The organism is Streptomyces glomeratus, from assembly GCF_021462825.1.
GTDB lineage: Bacteria > Actinomycetota > Actinomycetes > Streptomycetales > Streptomycetaceae > Streptomyces > Streptomyces glomeratus.
Genome location: NZ_JAKEEB010000002.1, coordinates 251,379 through 268,036 on the forward strand (window position 1 = coordinate 251,379; position 16,658 = coordinate 268,036).

Sequence of the window (16,658 nt, forward strand, 5' to 3'; positions counted from 1 at the left end):
GCCCCGGAGCAGTCACCCCATCGCAGCACTGACGAACATCCCGGGAGGGCCCATGCCGTCGGTCACCACCTCCGCCGACTCCGACAGCGCGTCCGTGCCCGGCTCCACCCGCACGTCCCTGCCTCCGTACGACAGCACCGACGTGGCCGCCCTCGCGGAGCGCCTCTTCACCTGGGCCGACACACGGGGCTGGGCGGGCCCCGACCCCTACGACGGGCTGACCGGTCCGCTGGGACGGGCGGCCGCGCACCGCGTGCTCCGGCAGGTTCTCCTCCAGTCCGTCAAACGCAGCCCGCTCGACCTCCGCCCCGTCCTCGGCATCCGCGCCCTGCGCACCGCGACGGCCACCGGAACCGCCGCAAGCGCCTGCGCCCGGCTCTCCGCCTCTCCCGTCTGGCGCGAGCGTGCCCTCCGGCTGGGCCGGCGGACGGCCGCCGAGCAGCTGGCCGGGCGCTACGCAGGGCTGTGGCGCTACGAGTTCGACGTGCAGACCCGGTGGGCCTACTACCCCTCCCGGATCCCCAACCTGGTCGCCACCACCTTCTGCGCGGACGGCTGCCTGGACACCGGGACGCTCGGCGACCAGGCCGTGCGGTCCCTCGGCCACGCCCTGCTGGAACACCTGCACAACGGCGAGTTCTTCACCTACACGCCCACCAGCGACGTCCTGGTCCACAACGCCAACCTCATGGGCGCCGCGCTCGCCGCACGTCTGTCCTGCGCCGGTACCCTGCGGGGGGACCTGGCGAACCGCCTGGCCACCGCCGCCCGCGACGCGGTCGAGGTGAGCCTCGCAGGTCAGTGCCCCGACGGCTCGTGGCCGTACGGCCGGGGCCCGAACCTGGGCTGGGTTGACGGCTTCCACACCGGATACGTGCTGCTGCGCCTGGACCAGGCGGGGACCCGGCTCGGCATGGACGTCCGGGCCCCCCTCGAAAAGGGCGCGGAGCACTACCTGCGGAACCTGTTCGATGGGCCCTTGCCCCGCTACTTCGCGGGCGGCCGCCCCCGCCGGGATCCCAACAACGACGCGACGGCCGTACGGGTGATGGCGTGGGCGGCCGACCGCGGCCTGGCCACCCCCGGGTTCGCGTGCGCGGTGCTGGCCGCCGTCGTCGGCCGCTACCCCGGCCTCGGCCCCGCCCGGCGGACCGGGCGCCTCAGGGTGAACCGGGCCCTCTGGGAGTCGCCCCGTTGGGGCGCCGCACCCCTGCTGGACGCGCTGACCGCCCTGCACGCAGCCCTGCGGGGCGGTCAGCACCCGTCGGCTCCCGCCGCTCAGAGCGATCAGCCGACGGCGGCCGCCTCGTAGCCCGACAGAACGTCCGTGATCCGTCCCGCGCCCGCCATCACGTTCCGCTCCCACCACGCGGCCGCGCACAGCAGGCCGAACACCGCGAGCCCCCGGTCACGCCGCCCTTGGACGTGCTCGGCGACGAGACGGTCCGCGGTCCGCCGGTCGAAGACGTCGTCGAACAGCGGGGAGCGCCGCACCTCGCGCCACAGGCGGACACCGTGCTCACGCAACAGCGACCGCACCGGCGCCCCGAACCCCGTCTTGGGGCGCCGGGCGACGAACTGCGGCACCCCGGACGCCACTGCGGCCGCGCGGAAACGCGCCTTTCCGTCGCCCAGCCGCACCTGCTCCTCGGCGACCGCGCCGAGCGCGGCGGCCACCACCGGCTCGCCCAGGAACGGCACCCGGAGCTCCACGCTCGCCCGCATCGATGCCCGGTCGGCGTACAGCAGGTTCAGCCCCGGCAGAAACAGCCGCCGGTCGCACTCCGCCAGCGCCGCGAGCGGTGTGCCGCCCGCGTTCAGGACAGTGCCCGCCACCTCTCGGTGCCGCTCGGTGACCGCGTCAAGACCGACGAGCGGCGACAGTGCCGCCCACTCCCGCCCGGAGTAGTACGCCTGCGTCGCCCAGGACCAGTCGAGGGCGCCGAGCTGCAGCAACCGCCCGAACTTGTCCACGCGGCCCCGGTAGCGCCGGGCCGCGGGCACCGCGCTGGTCGCACCGAGGGCGGGGCGCGCCCACGCGGGGAATCGTTGCAACAGCCATACAGCCTGGTAACGCTCGTACCCGAGGAACAGCTCCTCCACCCCCAGTCCCGACAGCAGCACGGTCGCCTTTCCGCGTGCGGCGCGGGCGAGCTGCAGCAGGACAACCGCGGCGGGGTCCCCGAAGGGGACCTCGGTGGCCACGACCAGCTCTGGGATCCGGCGCAGCACGTCGACATCCAGGTCCACCCACGTCAGCGGCAGACTCAGCCGACGCGCGACCCGGGCCGCGTAGGGAGCGTCGTCCTCGAACGGCTCCCCGCCGACCGCCGGGGTGCTGGGCCGCGCGGCGAAGGAGGGCCCGGAAAAGCCGTGCCTGGCCATCTCCACGCCCAGCCAGGTGCTGTCGAGGCCCCCGCTGAGCAGCAGACCGACCCTCACGTCCGCACGCAACTGCCGGGCGACCGAGACGCGGACCGCGGTTCCGATGTCCTCGGCGGGGCCGGTGGGACCCGCACGCCATCGCGGTGACACCTCGTCATACCGGGGGGCCCTGGTGGCGAGCATCGTCCCGGTCGGTACGGCACGGATGCGCTGCCAGCCGGTACGCGGCGGCGGTGTCCACAGGAACATGGCGCCCTGGGCAACCGCGACCGGGTCGGCCTCGCCGGCCAGTCCGGCGGCCCGCAGCGGTTCGATCTCACTGGCGAGCGCGACCAGGCGCCCCGCCGCGTCCGACGCCGTGTACAGCGGTTTGACGCCCAGCCGGTCGCGCCCGTAGCGGACCTCTCCGTCGGGCAGGACGAGAGCAAAGGCGAACATGCCGTCGACCTCGTCGAGCAGCCGTGGGGCGTCCGGCTGCAACAGGAGTTCGTAGAGAACCTCCGTGTCGCCCTCGGTGGTGAACGCCACCCGCCGCCCGCGCAGCAGCTCCCGCAGCTGCGGCGCGTTGTAGATCTCACCGTTGTAGACCAGCACCCCCCGCTCGGGGGTGCCGAAGGGCTGGTTGCTGCGCGAGGCGAGGTCCACCACGGCCAGGCGGCGGAAGTGCAGCTCCGCATGCCAGCTGCCCCCGTCGAGGTCGAGGTGGCCGTCGGCGTCGGGCCCGCGGTGCGCGAGCGCCACGCACGGATCCGGATGCGAGGGCGGCCGGTGCCGCGCGGTCCGGTTCAGCAGGAGGACGAAGCCGCACATCAGAAGGCCGCCGTGGTCGCAGCGGCTCCACCGGCCGGCGGGCCGGGTTTCGGCACCGCGGCTGCCGCACCGGTACCGGGCGCGGAACAGCCCAGCGCCCGGACCAGAGCGGGCGTGACGGGGGCCGTCTCGACGACCCGGTCCTCGGTGAGCGAGTGGACCGCTCGACAGGCCACCAGCGAACTCCACAGCGCCGAGGAGAAGTCGGCGGCGGCCGCCGCACCGCCCAAGGGCTCGCCTCGCACCACCCGAACGAGGCCGCGCATCTCGGCCGCGTGTCCTTTGGGCCCCCCACGGTAGGCCGTAGTGGCCGCCCTGCCGCCCTTCCACACGGTCAGCGAACGGAAGTCGTCGATCCTGGCCGCCACCCCGTCGGTGGCAATCTCCAGAAGCTCCTTGGGCGCGCCGGGTGGGGTCAGCCCCCCGTACACGATGGAGGCGGCCGAGCCGTCGTCGTACGTCAGTTGGACAGTGACGCTCTGAGCGGTGGCCCCGTCCCTCGAGTCCACCCCGACGGCCCGAACCCGGACCGGCTTTCCGGACACCAGGAAGCCCGCCATGTCGATGAAGTGGCAGACCTCGCCGAGCAGCCGTCCACCCTGCCGGGGGTCGAAGTACCAGTGGTCGGCGGGGAGCCGCCCCCCGAACACCCGGTAGACCAGTTGGAGGGGCGCCCCCGCGGGGAGCGCGGCGCGCAGGTCGCGTACCGCGGGCGCGAACCGCCGATTGAAGCCGGCCATCGCCGGCGCTCCCGAGTGCAGCCAGGCGTCGGCCACGTCCTCCAGTTCCGTCTCGGTCAGACCGAGCGGCTTCTCGCAGTACAGGGCGGTACCACCGCGCAGCACCCGTGCCGCGTACGAGCCGTGGCTGTCGTGGCGGCTGAGCACCATGACGCAGTCGGCGTCACCGGAGGCGAGACCGCTGTCCACGTTCTCGGCAACGGTACGGAAGCCCCACCGCTGCCCCTGGTGCGCGGCGGACAGTCCCCGTCCGCCGGCGACCCACGAGAAGGTGACGCCGGGTACCCGCTTCAGCTCCGGAAAGAGTGTACGGGTGGCGAAGTTGCCCGCACCGATCGCCGCGACGCGCAGCACGCCCTGCGGAGCGGTCCAGGTGCCGGAGCCGGCCGGGACAGTGGGCGGGGACGGCAGCTGAGCGGTCCCGGGGTAGCGCAGGAGCAGGGCGACACTGCGTCCGCCGGGCGACGGCCTCAGCGCCTCGTACGCGTCGGCCGCATCCTCGACGGGGAAGACCCGCGGGTTCAGTCCGGCCAGGTCCAGCGCTCCCGTCGCCGTCAGCCGGAGCACTTCGGCGAGGTTGCGGCGTTCCGTCCACGGGACGTAGCCCTCGGGGTAGGGATGGCCGCCCTCCTCGAAGCGGGGGTCGTAGCGGCCGGGGCCGTAGGAGCGGGCGTAACGGATCGACAGTTCCTTGCGGTAGTACGAGGACCGCGGCGGCGCGACGCCCACGTCTCCGACGACGACCACGGTGGCACGGTCCCGGGCGAGGTGACCGGCGAACTCCACGGGGTCGGAGCTGGGCGTGGCGGCGGTGATGAGCACAGCGTCCGCGCCGGCGCCCGCCCAGTGCCGCAGGACGGCACCGGCCAGACCGTCCGCGCCGCGCGGAAAGGCCACGAGACCCGCCGACTCGGCGAGCGCCACCATGACGGGGTCGGGGTCGATGCCCACCGCGTCGTAGCCGTAGGCACGCAGCAGTTGAAGCGTCAGCTGGCCGACCAGCCCGAGGCCGATGACCGCGATCCGGGACCCCGGCACCGCCTCCGCCTGGTGGATGCCCTGGAGAGCGATGGCGCCGACCGTGGCGAATGCGGCCCACTGTGTGTCCACCCCTTCCGGTACGGGGACCACGAGATTGCGGGGCACGGCGACGATCTCCGCGTGCGACGCATAGCGGGCCCCGGCCGCGGCCACCCGCATCCCGGGACGGATGTCCTCGACGCCCTCTCCCACCCGCAGGACGATGCCCGCGCAGGAGTACCCGAGCTGTACCGGGCGGTCAAGGCGGTCCTTCACGGTTCTGTAGGTCTCGGCGAGGCCGGTGCGCCGCACGCTGTCGATCACCTGCGCCACCTGGTCCGGACGCTGCCGGGCCTTGCCGATCAGGCTCTGCGCGCCCGTGGAGACCGTGGCCCGCTCCGTACCCGCGCTGATGAGCGACCACTCGTTGCGGATCACCACCGTCCCGGCGTTGGCGTCGGGGGCGGGAATGTCTGCCACCGTGATGGCGCCGGTGCGCGGGGACAGGAGAACTGTTTTCATATCCTGCCTTTACGGAAGGGGAAAAGGCCGCCACGGCAGCAGAAAGCGCGGACCACGCGCACTGTAGGGACGGCGGTGTGACAGGCCGTGCCCGTGTCCCGCCGAACGGACCGGACGGCCGAACATGTTCATTCCGGCGGGGGAACACACACCCTGCAATGGCGGTCACGGCCCCGGAACAACGATTCGCTGGTGCCCGAAGAGCGCTTCTTCCAGAGGAGACTCGGGTGAAACGACTGATGGTCGTCTATGGAACAAGACCAGAGGCCATCAAAATGGCCCCCGTCATCGAGGCGCTCGACCGGTCCCCGCTCTTCCGGCCGACCGTGACGGTGACCGCCCAGCACCGCGGTCTGCTCGACCAGGTGCACACGCTGTTCGGCATCCGTACCGACCACGACCTCGACATCCTCAGCGAGCGCCAGTCCCTCACCGACATCACCGTGCGCGTCCTCGACGGGCTGTGCCCCCTGCTCCGGCGGGAACGGCCGGACGCGGTGCTCGTCCAGGGGGACACCACGACCGCGTTCGCCGGGGCACTGGCCGCCTTCTACAGCCGGGTGCCCGTGGTGCACCTCGAAGCGGGACTGCGCACCGGCGACCGGTACGCGCCCTTCCCCGAGGAGATCAACCGCCGGCTCGCGACGCAGCTCGCGTCCCTCCACCTGGCGCCCACCGCTCACGCACGGGACAACCTGCTGCACGACGGTGTCCCCCCGTCGTCGGTCGTCGTCACCGGGAACACGGTCATCGACGCCCTGCGCTGGGCGGTCGGGCGCACGGCGCACTACGGGGACCCGGCCCTCGCCGACCTTGACGACTCCCCCCGCCGGGTCCTGTTGGTGACGGCCCACCGCCGGGAGTCGTGGGGCGGCGCCATGGAGTCCATCGGCGGTGCCCTCGCCGATCTCGCCCGCAGTGAGCCCGGGCTGCTCATCGTGGTGCCGCTGCACCCCAATCCGGTGGTGCGGGCCGCGATCCTGCCGCAGGTGGCGGGCCTCGACGGCGTACGACTCACCGAGCCGCTGCCCTACGGCGCCTTCGCCCGGCTGATGAACCGCGCGCACCTCATCCTGACCGACAGCGGCGGCATCCAGGAGGAGGGTCCGGGGCTGGGCAAGCCGGTGCTGGTCATGCGGGACACCACCGAACGCCCCGAGGCCCTGCGGGCCGGCACCTCCCGGCTGGTGGGCACCGACCGCGAGCACATCGTGAAGGAGGTGCGCCGGCTGCTGCACGACCGGGCGGCTTACGCCGTGATGGCGACGGCGGCCAACCCGTACGGCGACGGACACGCCGCGGACCGTACCGTACGAGCCGTAGGTCACTGGCTGGGGCTGTGCCCGCCCGCCGCGGAGTTCCACCCGGAACCGGATACCCCGGGGTCCGGTCCCGCGCCGGACCCCGCGGAGTGCGGCAGCCGGACGTCAGCGCCAGAAGCCGCGGGTGTCGAACACAGCCTTGCCGCGCAGCGCGGTGCGCCTGACACCGTGGAAGGCGTCATGGTCCACGAGCAGCACCACGACGTCCGCGTCCCGTACGGCGGTGGTGACGTCGACGAGGCCGACCACGCCCGTGCGTGCCAGTGAGTCCGGCAGGTCCCTGATGTGCGGCTCGGCGACAAGCAGCCGGCCGACCTGGCGTTCTGCCAACCGCGTGACGATGTGCAGGGCGGGGCTCTCCCTCAGGTCGTCGATGTTCGCCTTGAAGGCCAGTCCGAGACAGGCGATCACGGGATCCTTGAACCGGGCGGCCGTCCGCAGAACCTCACCGAGCACATAGTCGGGCCGGCCGTCATTGACCTCCCGGGCCAGCCGGATGAGCCGGGACTGCCGGGGCGCGGTACCGACGATGAACCAGGGGTCCACGGCGATGCAGTGCCCGCCGACGCCGGGCCCCGGACGCAGGATGTCGACGCGGGGGTGGCGGTTGGCCAGGGCGATGACGTCGCTGACGTCGACGCCGAGGTGGTCGCAGACCATGGACAGCTCGTTGGCGAAGGCGATGTTGACATCCCGGAAGGCGTTCTCACTGAGCTTGGCCATCTCCGCCGTCGTCGCGTCCGTGAGCAGACACTCTCCCTTGGTGAACACCTGGTAGAGCGCCCGCGCCCGCTCGGCACAGCCCTCCCCCACACCGCCGACGACCCGGTCGTTGGTGACGATCTCGATCATCGTGCGGCCGGGCAGGACACGTTCGGGGCAGTGGGCGACCCGCACATCGGGCACGTCACCCGATTCGTGCGGGAACGACAGATCGGGCCGGTGCTTGCCGAGCCACCGGGACAGCTCCACCGTTGTGCCGGGCGGCGAGGTGGACTCGAGGATCACGAGGTCGCCCGCCTTGAGCACGGTCGCCACCGAGGCCGCGGCCGCCCGTACGTATGACAGGTCCGCCGTGCGGTCGTCCTGCAGAGGGGTGGGTACGGCGATGATGAAGGCGTCCGCGGGCTCGGGCGTCTCCGTCGCACGCAGCCGCCCCATGGCCACGGCTCCGCTGACGGCCACGGCCAGGTCCGGTTCGACGAACGGGGCACGGCCGGCGTTGATGAGGTCGACGGTGGCCGGATTGACGTCGACACCGACGACGTCGATCCCGTTCGTCGCGAGCGCCGCGGCGGTGGGCAGTCCGATGTAACCGAGACCGATGACGCAAACAGTGGAGAACACCTGAAGGAATTCCTTTCGGTCGGCAATCCCAAACGTCATCGTGTCAGAGTCGTTTACGCCCACAATTCAAAAGACCGGTATGTCGCCTAGCGGCCGCAACCGGGCCGAGTTCCCGCTACGCCGAAAGCGTGAATCGAATGCTTCGACCTATCCGTCTCCGGCGGCCGTCATTGCAGCGATGGATACGTTGCGCATATGAGTCGGACAGAGGCGGGCATCCGGGAAAACGACGCATGCGATGCGACGGAATGCCGGGCGCTCCACAGGAGAATGGGCAGGGTCAAGGTCCACGGGGGCACTGGCGCCCGTTTCCAGGCCGCCGCCGTCGGACTGCTGGCCCGAGCCGCCAGGCCGGTCGGTCACCGGGGTGTCCAGCGCCTGACGTGGATGCTGGGCCGGCACTTCGCCACGGACAACCACGTCACCCTCCGGATCGGCGACGGCTCACGGCTGCGGGTGTACCTCGACGACGGCTACTGGGTGAAGTTGCTGGATCCCGCGTTCGTCTATGAGCCCGAGATCCGGGAGATGCTCGGCAGGGTGCTCACCTCCGAGGCGGTCTTCCTGGACTGCGGCGCCAACATCGGCTACTGGTCCGTGCTGGCCCGTCACCGGGCCCGGTGCGTCGTCGCGGTCGAAGCAAGCCCCGAAACCTTCCGCCGCCTGACGGACAACATCGCCCTCAACGACGGGGACGTCGAGGTCGTGCACGCGGCCCTGTGGGAGCAGGACGAGGCCACGCTCTCGATCGTCGGCCACCATCTGGCCCATGCGGCGGCGTCAGTGTGTGAGAGGAACGGCGACCTCGGCCGCGACGGCTGGCAGGCCTTCTCCGTCCCCTCGGTGACCGTCGACACGCTCCTGCAGCGGCACTGTGCGGGACCGGCCGGCCCCGTCGTGGTCAAGCTGGATGTGGAGGGCGCGGAGATCCCCGCCGTGAAGGGCGCGGCCAACGCCCTGCGGGAACGCGACGTGATCTTCCTGTTCGAGGACCACGGAAACGACCCCACCTGCAAGGTCAGCCGGCACTTCATGGAGATGGGACTGGTCGTCATGTCACCTGGCAGGCGCAGCCCGCTGACGATCCGGGAGATCGCCGCGGTCAAAACGGATCCCACGCGGGGTTACAACTTCGCCGCCTGCCGGCCCGACGCACCGTTCGTGGAGTCCTTGGCCCGGCCATGGCACCAGGCCCGACCGTAGAGCTTCCGCGGCTGCACTCGAGTGGGAGAGTCCCACGACACCCGAGGCCCGCCTGGTTCGGCCCACGGGAGGTCCGACGACGGGACTGCGTGGGCCACTCGCCGGTGGCGGCTCGAGGCCCGTTTCAGTCCCTCAGGCCGTCGGCAGTACGCCGCTCCGGTGCGTTGCCCGGGGCCGGAACGGTGTCCAGCAGAGGCCGTGGGCCGAGGGAACCCGTGCTGCGGGAGAGCATGATCCACACGGTGAAGACGGCATAGCCCGAGGCACAGGCGAAAGCGGCGGCCACCGGCTTCCCGCCGCCGAACAGGTACACGGCAGTGAACTCCCCCGCCGCGGCCGTCACGGCGATCACCGCAAGGTTCCCGCGCCGTCTGGTGTCACGGAGTTCGACGCCCTGGAACAGCCGCCCCACCGCCAGCACACCGGTCGCCGGCACCAGGAGCAGGACGGCGGGCTGAGCGGCCCGATAGACCTCGCCGTACACAAGGGGCAGGGCGACGTAGGCCAGCGGTGTGCAGGTCCCGACGCAGAGGGCGAGCAGCAGCAGAATCCTTCGCAGCTCGACCGGGTTGCCCGGCCGTCCCCGCGAGACGAGGGGGAAGAGAGCGGCGGGAACATAGCCGACGATCTCCGAGACGTTGATGGCGATTGCGTAGAGGCCGAGGGTCCTGTCCGCCCCGAGGAGGGAGAGCGCCATCTGGTCCGACCGCTGCAGGACGTACGTGGAGCCGTTGAGCACATGGAGATGCACGTTTCCCCGGCACCAGACGAGAGCGATGTTCCGGTGCCACCCGCCGCTGCCCGGTCGCGGGACGGTGCGGAGGAGCGGCTCCCCAGCCCGCCCGAGGCGGAGCAGCAGAACGGAGTTCATCACCGCCTGGGCGACGAACGACAGTGTGGCCACTTCCAGGGCCGAGGTGAGCCCGAAGTGGACGCAGAGCAGGCAGCCGAGGACCGGTCCGCAGTTGCCCAGGGTACGCGCCGCGATCAGCCGGCCCAGCCGGCCACTGCTCACCAGCGTGCCGGTCGTCAGCCGGAACACCAAGCCGCCGTAGACCGCGGCGGTGGCGCAGGGCGGAAGCAGCCAGACCGGTCGCATCCAGGGCGGCGCCCAGGCACCCGCCGCGGATCCGGCGACGGCCACCGACGTGGAGGCGAGCACCGTCCAGGCAAGGTAACCGGCGGGGAACGACCTTCCCGCTCTCCGCACGTCCGCGAGGCCCCTGACGACCCCCACCTCACCGCCCATCTCGAGACACGTCAGAGCGAGTGTCGCGAACACCACGATGGACGCGTAGTGCCCCCGTTCGGCCGGTTCGAGGTACCGGGCCACGACGAGGGACCCGGCCAGCGCGGTGACCGCCCCGCCCGCCACGCCGAGAACGGCCAACGCGGCCTCTCCACGCAGGGCCGCCATCAGTGGCGGCCTGAGGGTGGCCTCCGTCTCCTTGCGTGTCACGGGCGCTCCGGTCTCTCGGAGCCGGCACGCCGCCGGACACGCGAACACCGGCCGGCGCCACACTGCCCGGCCGCTGCCGCAGGAGGCGAGCAGCGTCCCCCGCAAGCCGGATTCGGGCCGCAGTGCGCGACAGGGGATGGCCCAGGGTCTTCCCTTCGGTATGCCTCCAGGAGGCGGATCACGGCCGCACCCGGAAAACCATGGACGGACGCAAGGGCCAAGAGAGCGACACAGGTGCGGTATCCGCGCAGTCAAGCCCGTGGAGCCCGGGACGGGCCGCCGGCGGGCAGTGCGAGGACGACCCGGCCATCCACCCGGGCCGCCCTCTGCCTGCATACGGGAAAGAGCAACAGGACGTCGGCGCAGCCGACGGCGATGAAAAGCCGGAGCAGTACGAGCCCGTCCCGAACATACCTATGGCGTCTCCTTCCCGGCTTTGCGTTCTGTCCTACCACGCGGACAGCAGCGGACCTTTGCACCGCCGTCACGATTTCTCGTGGCTTCGCGTCCGGGAATACTCATACGAGAAATGGACGCCCTCATGCGCGACCAAGACGCCGGTGAAGTCGACACACCCGGGTCAGGAAGAGACGGGCACCTCCGCGGAAGCCGACCGCGGCAGTCCCGTGCCGGAGGGCAGGCGACACGCCGGGGCACCGCGGCTGACCGGGACCGTGCCCCGGGAACCGCCGACAGCCTCCCCGTCCTCGCGCGGGACACCGACCAGCGCAAAGGCGCAGGCGAGCACCAGCCACGAGGGCAGGCCGATGTACGTGGTCTCGAAGGCGACGTTGGTGAACGCGGTAACGGCGACGCCCACCGTCGCCCCGAACCAGGACGCGGCCGCGGGGTGTTGCCGGGCCCGCCAGGTCCGGCGGAGGGTCCCGGCGACCAGCAGGACGACTGCGATACCCGCGGGCCAGCCCAGGTAGAAGACATATCCGACGAACGAGTTGTGCGGGCCCGCCCCGGAGGCGTTCAGGTGCTCGCCGTGTCGGACCACGTCGATGGGATGTCCGGCCCCGGTGCCCAGCAGCGGATCCTCCTGAACCGACCGGAAGGCCTCCCGCCACATCTCCAGCCTCAGTTCGACGTTCGCGCCCGCCTCGGTACTCGTGTCATGGGAGCGCAACACCCGGCCCGCGAGACCCCCTACCACGGGCATGTCGGAGACGTCCTGCCCAAAGAGGGTGAAGCCGAGCACGCCGAGCACCCCCATTGTGGCGATGCTCCACGACAGCATCGGGAGGCGGATGACGCGCCGACGGCGGTCCCAGCCGGCCAGCGTTGTGGCGGTCACGGCCGCCACCACTGCCAAGAGAGGGCCGCGCTTGCTCGCGACGGCGGTCATCAGGGCCGCTCCGACCAGCGTCCACAGCAGCAACCGACTCTTTCCCCGCAGCCTGAGCTGCGCGCCGAAGGCACCGGCGATCGCCAGATAGAGGCCCGAGGCCGCGGTCTGCAGCGGGATGTTGAGGGCCCAGGTCAGGAAGAGCCCCCCGGTCGGCACGTACAGCACCCACCGCCACCGCACGGCCTCTGCCACCGGCCGGGTGAGGAACCAGGTCGCGGCACACCACCCGAGTACCGGGTAAAGCCCCAGGATCAGGCCCTTGAGGGCCCCCGGGTAGCCTGCGGCGATCCCTCGGTACACCGCCTGGCAAGCCATCACCGCCAGGCCCACGGCCGCGACCCGGAACCAGCGCAACCGCTTCTCCGAGAACACCCGAGGCCCCCACTGGTGCAGGGTCGAGAGCAGCGCGAAGGCGGCCAGGACGTCCATCGCGTAGAACGGGGCGCGGCCCACCGTCGCGTAAGTCTTGCCCAGCAGGAGGAGCGGTACCAGGCAGGCCGCCCAGGGCAGCCAGCCCGCCCCGCGAAGGCATACGGCCAGCACCAGAGCGGAGACGACACATACGACGGCGCACACCACGACGAAGGCGAAGTAATACTGCGGAGCGGAATTGAAAAAGTTCACAGCCCTCTTCTTTCGCCAACTCCGTCGATTCATATCACGCCCAGTCTGAATACCGAATCCACACCGTGGCGCGCCCCTTGGGCACGACCCTGTATACCGTATGAAAAGATCGGTTCGACGTGTTGCACTGGACTTCTCCGCCGACCAGATGCTTCTGTTGTTTCACGGCCTTTTCGCCCGAACTCTGCAATGACAACCCCATGGCTGGAGACAGGCAATGTTTCCCGTCCGTCCACGTTCTACGCGGAAATCCGCCGGGCCGACCGTGCTTGTTTTCCGACACAGTCCGCGTCTCGGTGGAATGGGCCGGGCGGCCGAGTTCTTCACACCCGTTCTCACCAGCCGCTGCAACGTGCGGGCGGTCATCTCGCTCTCCGCCAGCCGGGCCGGCTCCGACCGGCTCGCGGCCTCCTGGCCCGCAAAGGCCACGGCCACTTTGACAGCCCTCGCCAAGGCCACCTACATGCTGATCCGGACGGCACCGAACGCCGTCTACCTGCCCGTCTCCCAGTGGGGCCTGCCCTTGCTGCGCGATGTGCTTCTGATCCTGCTCGCCAAGGCGGCCGGCGCGACCCCGGTCCTGCACCTCCACGGCGCGCAACTGCCCACCCGGCTCGCCGCGAGCCGTGTGCTGCGCGCGTCGCTGGGCGGCTGCCACTGGGTCGTGCTCAGTGAGACGGTGGCGGAACAACTGGGGGCCACCGGCTGCCGTTCGGCGTCCGTCACCGTGCTGCGCAACCCCGCGCCACCGGCCACCCCGTCCTCGCGGGAGTCCGCCCCCTCCCGGGCGCTGCGCGTCGGCTGGATTGGCACGATGAGCCGCGTCAAGGGGTTCGACCTCGTCTGCGGCGCGGTCGATGTGCTGAAGAGACAGGGGCTCGAGGTCGAGTTCCGGGTGGCCGGGATACGGCACGACGTACCGCCGAGCCATATGGCGTGCGTGGACGAGGACCTCGGGGTGCTGGACCTGTCGGAGGCGCTGTCGTTCTGGACGAAGGTCGACGTGTTCGTCCTGCCGGCCCGCTGGGTCGAAGGGCTTCCCTTCGCCCTGCTCGAAGGGCTCCAGGCGGGCTGCACCGTGGCGGCGACCCCCTCACCGGGGAGCGCCGAATTGTTCGGCCAGGGCTGCGTGGAGCCGGTGGAGGCGACGGTGGAGTCCGTGGCCGGCTTCCTCAAGGCGTGCGAGGAGGACATCGAGGACATCCGACAGCGCCAGCAGAAGGCCTGGAAGGAACTGCGGCCGCGGTATGAACGCGACTGCATCACAGAGGAGTTCGTGCGCTTCTGGCAGAACATGGGTCTGGCCAGGCACCTTTGACGGAACGGAGACACGGCGTGCCGACCACCCCGCCGGCGAACGAGAACGCGCCGATCCGGCCGCGCAGCCCGGGCCGGCCGGTGACGGTGTGCGGACTGCCCGTTCACCCGCTCACCCTGTCGGAGTCCGTGGCGGCCGCCGAGGCACTGATCGCGGACGGCGGCCCCCACCAGCACGTCGTACTCAACGCGGCCAAGATCGTGCGGGCGCACGACGAACCGGAACTCGCGGGAATCATCCGCTCCTGCTCCCTCGTCAACGCCGACGGCCAGTCGGTCGTCTGGGCGGCCCGTCTCCTCGGCAGCCCCCTGCCCGAGCGGGTCGCAGGCATCGACTTCATGCTGGCCATGTGGCGCAGCGCCGCCCGCAACGGATACCGGGTCTACCTCCTCGGAGCGGAGCGGGAGGTGGTTCGGGAAACCGCCCGCATCGCCACCCGGCAGGGCGTCGACGTCGTCGGACACCGCGACGGCTACTGGGACGAGGCCCGGGAGCCCGAGGTGGTGGCGGCCGTCCGGGAGGCACGCCCGGACCTGCTGTTCCTCGCCGTGCCGAGCCCGCGCAAGGAGTACTTCCTCGCCCGCCGGCAAAAGGAGATGGGCTGCGCCCTGGTCGTCGGCGTCGGCGGCTCCTTCGACGTGGTGGCGGGGCTGCGCAGCAGGGCACCGCGGTGGATGCAGCGGGCCGGCCTCGAGTGGTTCCACCGCCTGGCCCAGGAGCCACGCCGCATGTTCCTGCGCTACGCGGTGGGCAACACACGCTTCGTCGCCCTCACCGCCGCGCACTGGTCACGACGGCGGACCGGGCAAGACGCGTGCGCCCGTCACCGAGACGCCCCCAACCCCCCGCTCGAGCCCCCCGCGAGGATCCCCTAGGGGATGTCACAGCTCCGCAGCAAAGCCGGGCCCGGAGCCCCGGGCCCGGCACGTCACCCTCCGGGACCAGGTACGTTCGAAGACGTGGCTGGATTCAGGATCGGACGCGGCCGGGACAACCGCACTCAAGCGCGATCGCAACAACCCCCGTACGGACGGCAGGCACCGCAGGGCCCACCGTACGGCTACCCCTCCGCGCCCCAGCAGCACGGAGGCGCGCAGCCCTACGGAGGCGCACAGCCTCACGGCGGTCATCCGCAGTGGCGTGCGCACGGCCAGGGCGAGCCGGAGTACTTCGGGGACGGCGGCGGTCAGGGCCATCCCCCGACCGCGGACCCGTACGCGGCCAACAACCCGGGCCACACCCAGGCGTTCTCCGTCGGCGAGGACCCGTACAGCCAGGGTGAGACCTACCGCGCGGGCCAGTCCGCGGCGCCGCCCATCGGCCCGCGTCTGCACTGGAAGGACCTGCTGCGGGGCATCGTGCTGTCCCCGGCCCAGACGTTCCTCCAGATGCGCGACTACACGCTCTGGGCCCCGGCCCTGACCGTGACCTTCCTCTACGGCCTGCTGGCGGTCTTCGGCTTCGACGGCGCACGCCAGGACGCGATCAACGCCACGCTGTCGAGCGCGATCCCGATCGTGCTGACGACGGCCGTGGCGTTCGTCGTCAGCTCCTTCGTCCTGGGCGTGGTCACCCACACTCTGGCTCGCCAGCTCGGCGGCGACGGCGCGTGGCAGCCCACGGTGGGCCTCTCCATGCTGATCATGTCCATCACGGACGCGCCGCGCCTGGTCGTCGCGATGTTCTTCGGCGGCGACGCCCTCTTCGTGCAGTTCCTGGGCTGGGCGACCTGGGTGGCGGCGGGCGCGCTGCTCACCCTGATGGTCTCCAGGTCCCACGACCTGCCGTGGCCGAAGGCGCTGGGCGCGTCGGCGATCCAGTTGATCGCGATCCTCTCGATCGTGAAGCTCGGCACGTTCTAGCGGTCGCCGGGCGCCGAGGACCACCACGTCCCGCGCACCGCTCACCAGGGAGAGGCCCCGGCGCCACACGCGCCGGGGTCTCGCGCGTGACGCCTCTCGGTCATCCTCCCCGGGACCTCACCGCCGCCGACATATCAGCTGGACTGGGCGCAGATGGCGTAGGCAGTGATCGGGAAGGTGATGTTGGTGCGGTTGCGGTAGGTGCCCTCCCAGGCGGTGGTGCCGATGGGCTTGGTCTCGTAGAGCCAGACATCGTTGCTGATGAACGTGTTGGTGCCGATGCCCCCGCCTACGACCACCGTCCCGGGCGGACAGTTCGCCGTGGACGAGCAGAAGGTGTCGGGCCCGCATTGCTCGGTGTGGGAAACCTGAACGAATGTGGTGGTGGCGCCGCATTTCTTCCGGCCGTCCAGCACGTGCGAAAGACGGTCGCTGTAGAGACTTTTTTTGTCGCACCGGCCGCTCTCCGGGGCCGGTGCCACGGTCATCCGGGATGCCTTGTGATGAGCCGGAGTGGCCGCCGCAGCGGGGGTGACCAGGCCCAGGCCGAACAGGGCCAGCAGGGCCATGAGGCTGCCTGCCAGCACACTCGTCGAGCGGGAAGGACGTTCCCCACGGGATTCAGCACGCATGACCGACCTGCTTTCTGCCTCAGCCTGTGCCCTGCTCGCGGCGAGCCGGGGGCCCTCCGA

11 protein-coding genes and 1 pseudogene are annotated in these 16,658 nt (G+C 71.3%); 6 read left to right on the plus strand and 6 right to left on the minus strand.

The window, feature by feature from the left end:
* Window positions 1–52 precede the first annotated feature (52 nt).
* Complete coding sequence (locus LZ604_RS03160) at window positions 53–1,312, plus strand: hypothetical protein (RefSeq protein WP_234512367.1); 1,260 nt, start codon at window positions 53–55, stop codon at window positions 1,310–1,312.
* Here LZ604_RS03160 and LZ604_RS03165 read toward each other — a convergent pair.
* Together LZ604_RS03165 and LZ604_RS03170 are read right to left on the minus strand one after the other, a co-directional pair.
* Window positions 1,288–3,195 carry an asparagine synthetase B family protein gene (locus LZ604_RS03165; protein ID WP_267970875.1) on the minus strand — a complete coding sequence of 636 codons (1,908 nt, stop codon included), beginning with the start codon at window positions 3,193–3,195 and terminating at the stop codon, window positions 1,288–1,290. The genes LZ604_RS03160 and LZ604_RS03165 overlap by 25 nt on opposite strands.
* Window positions 3,195–5,477 (minus strand): bi-domain-containing oxidoreductase, encoded by a 2,283-nt coding sequence (locus LZ604_RS03170; protein ID WP_234512371.1) that lies wholly within the window; start codon window positions 5,475–5,477, stop codon window positions 3,195–3,197. Before LZ604_RS03170 ends, LZ604_RS03165 begins: the two co-directional genes overlap by 1 nt.
* 227 nt (window positions 5,478–5,704) lie before the next feature.
* Here LZ604_RS03170 and wecB point away from each other — a divergent pair, with 227 nt between their 5' ends.
* Window positions 5,705–7,066: a non-hydrolyzing UDP-N-acetylglucosamine 2-epimerase gene (wecB, locus tag LZ604_RS03175; RefSeq protein WP_372482081.1), complete on the plus strand. Its 1,362-nt coding sequence runs from the start codon at window positions 5,705–5,707 to the stop codon at window positions 7,064–7,066.
* Here wecB and wecC read toward each other — a convergent pair.
* Window positions 6,968–8,185: pseudogene (wecC, locus tag LZ604_RS03180) on the minus strand (UDP-N-acetyl-D-mannosamine dehydrogenase); the annotation flags it as partial. The gene wecB and the pseudogene wecC overlap by 99 nt on opposite strands.
* A gap of 231 nt (window positions 8,186–8,416) precedes the next feature.
* Between wecC and LZ604_RS03185 the strand changes: the two are divergent.
* Window positions 8,417–9,349, plus strand: coding sequence for an FkbM family methyltransferase (locus LZ604_RS03185; RefSeq protein WP_234512375.1), 933 nt, complete (start codon window positions 8,417–8,419; stop codon window positions 9,347–9,349).
* 124 nt (window positions 9,350–9,473) lie between these two features.
* Here the strand turns inward: LZ604_RS03185 and LZ604_RS03190 are convergent, their stop codons facing one another.
* On the minus strand, window positions 9,474–10,808 hold the full coding sequence (locus LZ604_RS03190) for a lipopolysaccharide biosynthesis protein (protein WP_234512378.1): 1,335 nt from the start codon (window positions 10,806–10,808) through the stop codon (window positions 9,474–9,476).
* Between the two features lie 580 nt (window positions 10,809–11,388).
* On the minus strand, window positions 11,389–12,786 hold the full coding sequence (locus LZ604_RS35980) for an O-antigen ligase family protein (RefSeq protein ID WP_234512380.1): 1,398 nt from the start codon (window positions 12,784–12,786) through the stop codon (window positions 11,389–11,391).
* A gap of 301 nt (window positions 12,787–13,087) precedes the next feature.
* On the opposite strand from LZ604_RS35980, the gene LZ604_RS03200 reads away from it, so the two are divergent.
* From LZ604_RS03200 to LZ604_RS03210, 3 genes are read left to right on the plus strand one after another with little or no spacing between them, the layout of a single operon-like run.
* A complete protein-coding gene (locus tag LZ604_RS03200; RefSeq protein WP_234512383.1) occupies window positions 13,088–14,104 on the plus strand; it encodes a glycosyltransferase family 4 protein in 1,017 nt (338 codons plus the stop codon).
* A gap of 17 nt (window positions 14,105–14,121) precedes the next feature.
* On the plus strand, window positions 14,122–14,979 hold the full coding sequence (locus LZ604_RS03205) for a WecB/TagA/CpsF family glycosyltransferase (RefSeq protein ID WP_234512385.1): 858 nt from the start codon (window positions 14,122–14,124) through the stop codon (window positions 14,977–14,979).
* Window positions 14,980–14,982: 3 nt separating this feature from the next.
* Window positions 14,983–15,966, plus strand: coding sequence for a Yip1 family protein (locus LZ604_RS03210; protein WP_234512387.1), 984 nt, complete (start codon window positions 14,983–14,985; stop codon window positions 15,964–15,966).
* A gap of 134 nt (window positions 15,967–16,100) precedes the next feature.
* Here LZ604_RS03210 and LZ604_RS03215 read toward each other — a convergent pair whose 3' ends face one another.
* Complete coding sequence (locus LZ604_RS03215; protein WP_234512390.1) at window positions 16,101–16,598, minus strand: tRNA wybutosine-synthesizing protein 4 beta-propeller domain-containing protein; 498 nt, start codon at window positions 16,596–16,598, stop codon at window positions 16,101–16,103.
* Window positions 16,599–16,658: the final 60 nt, after the last annotated feature.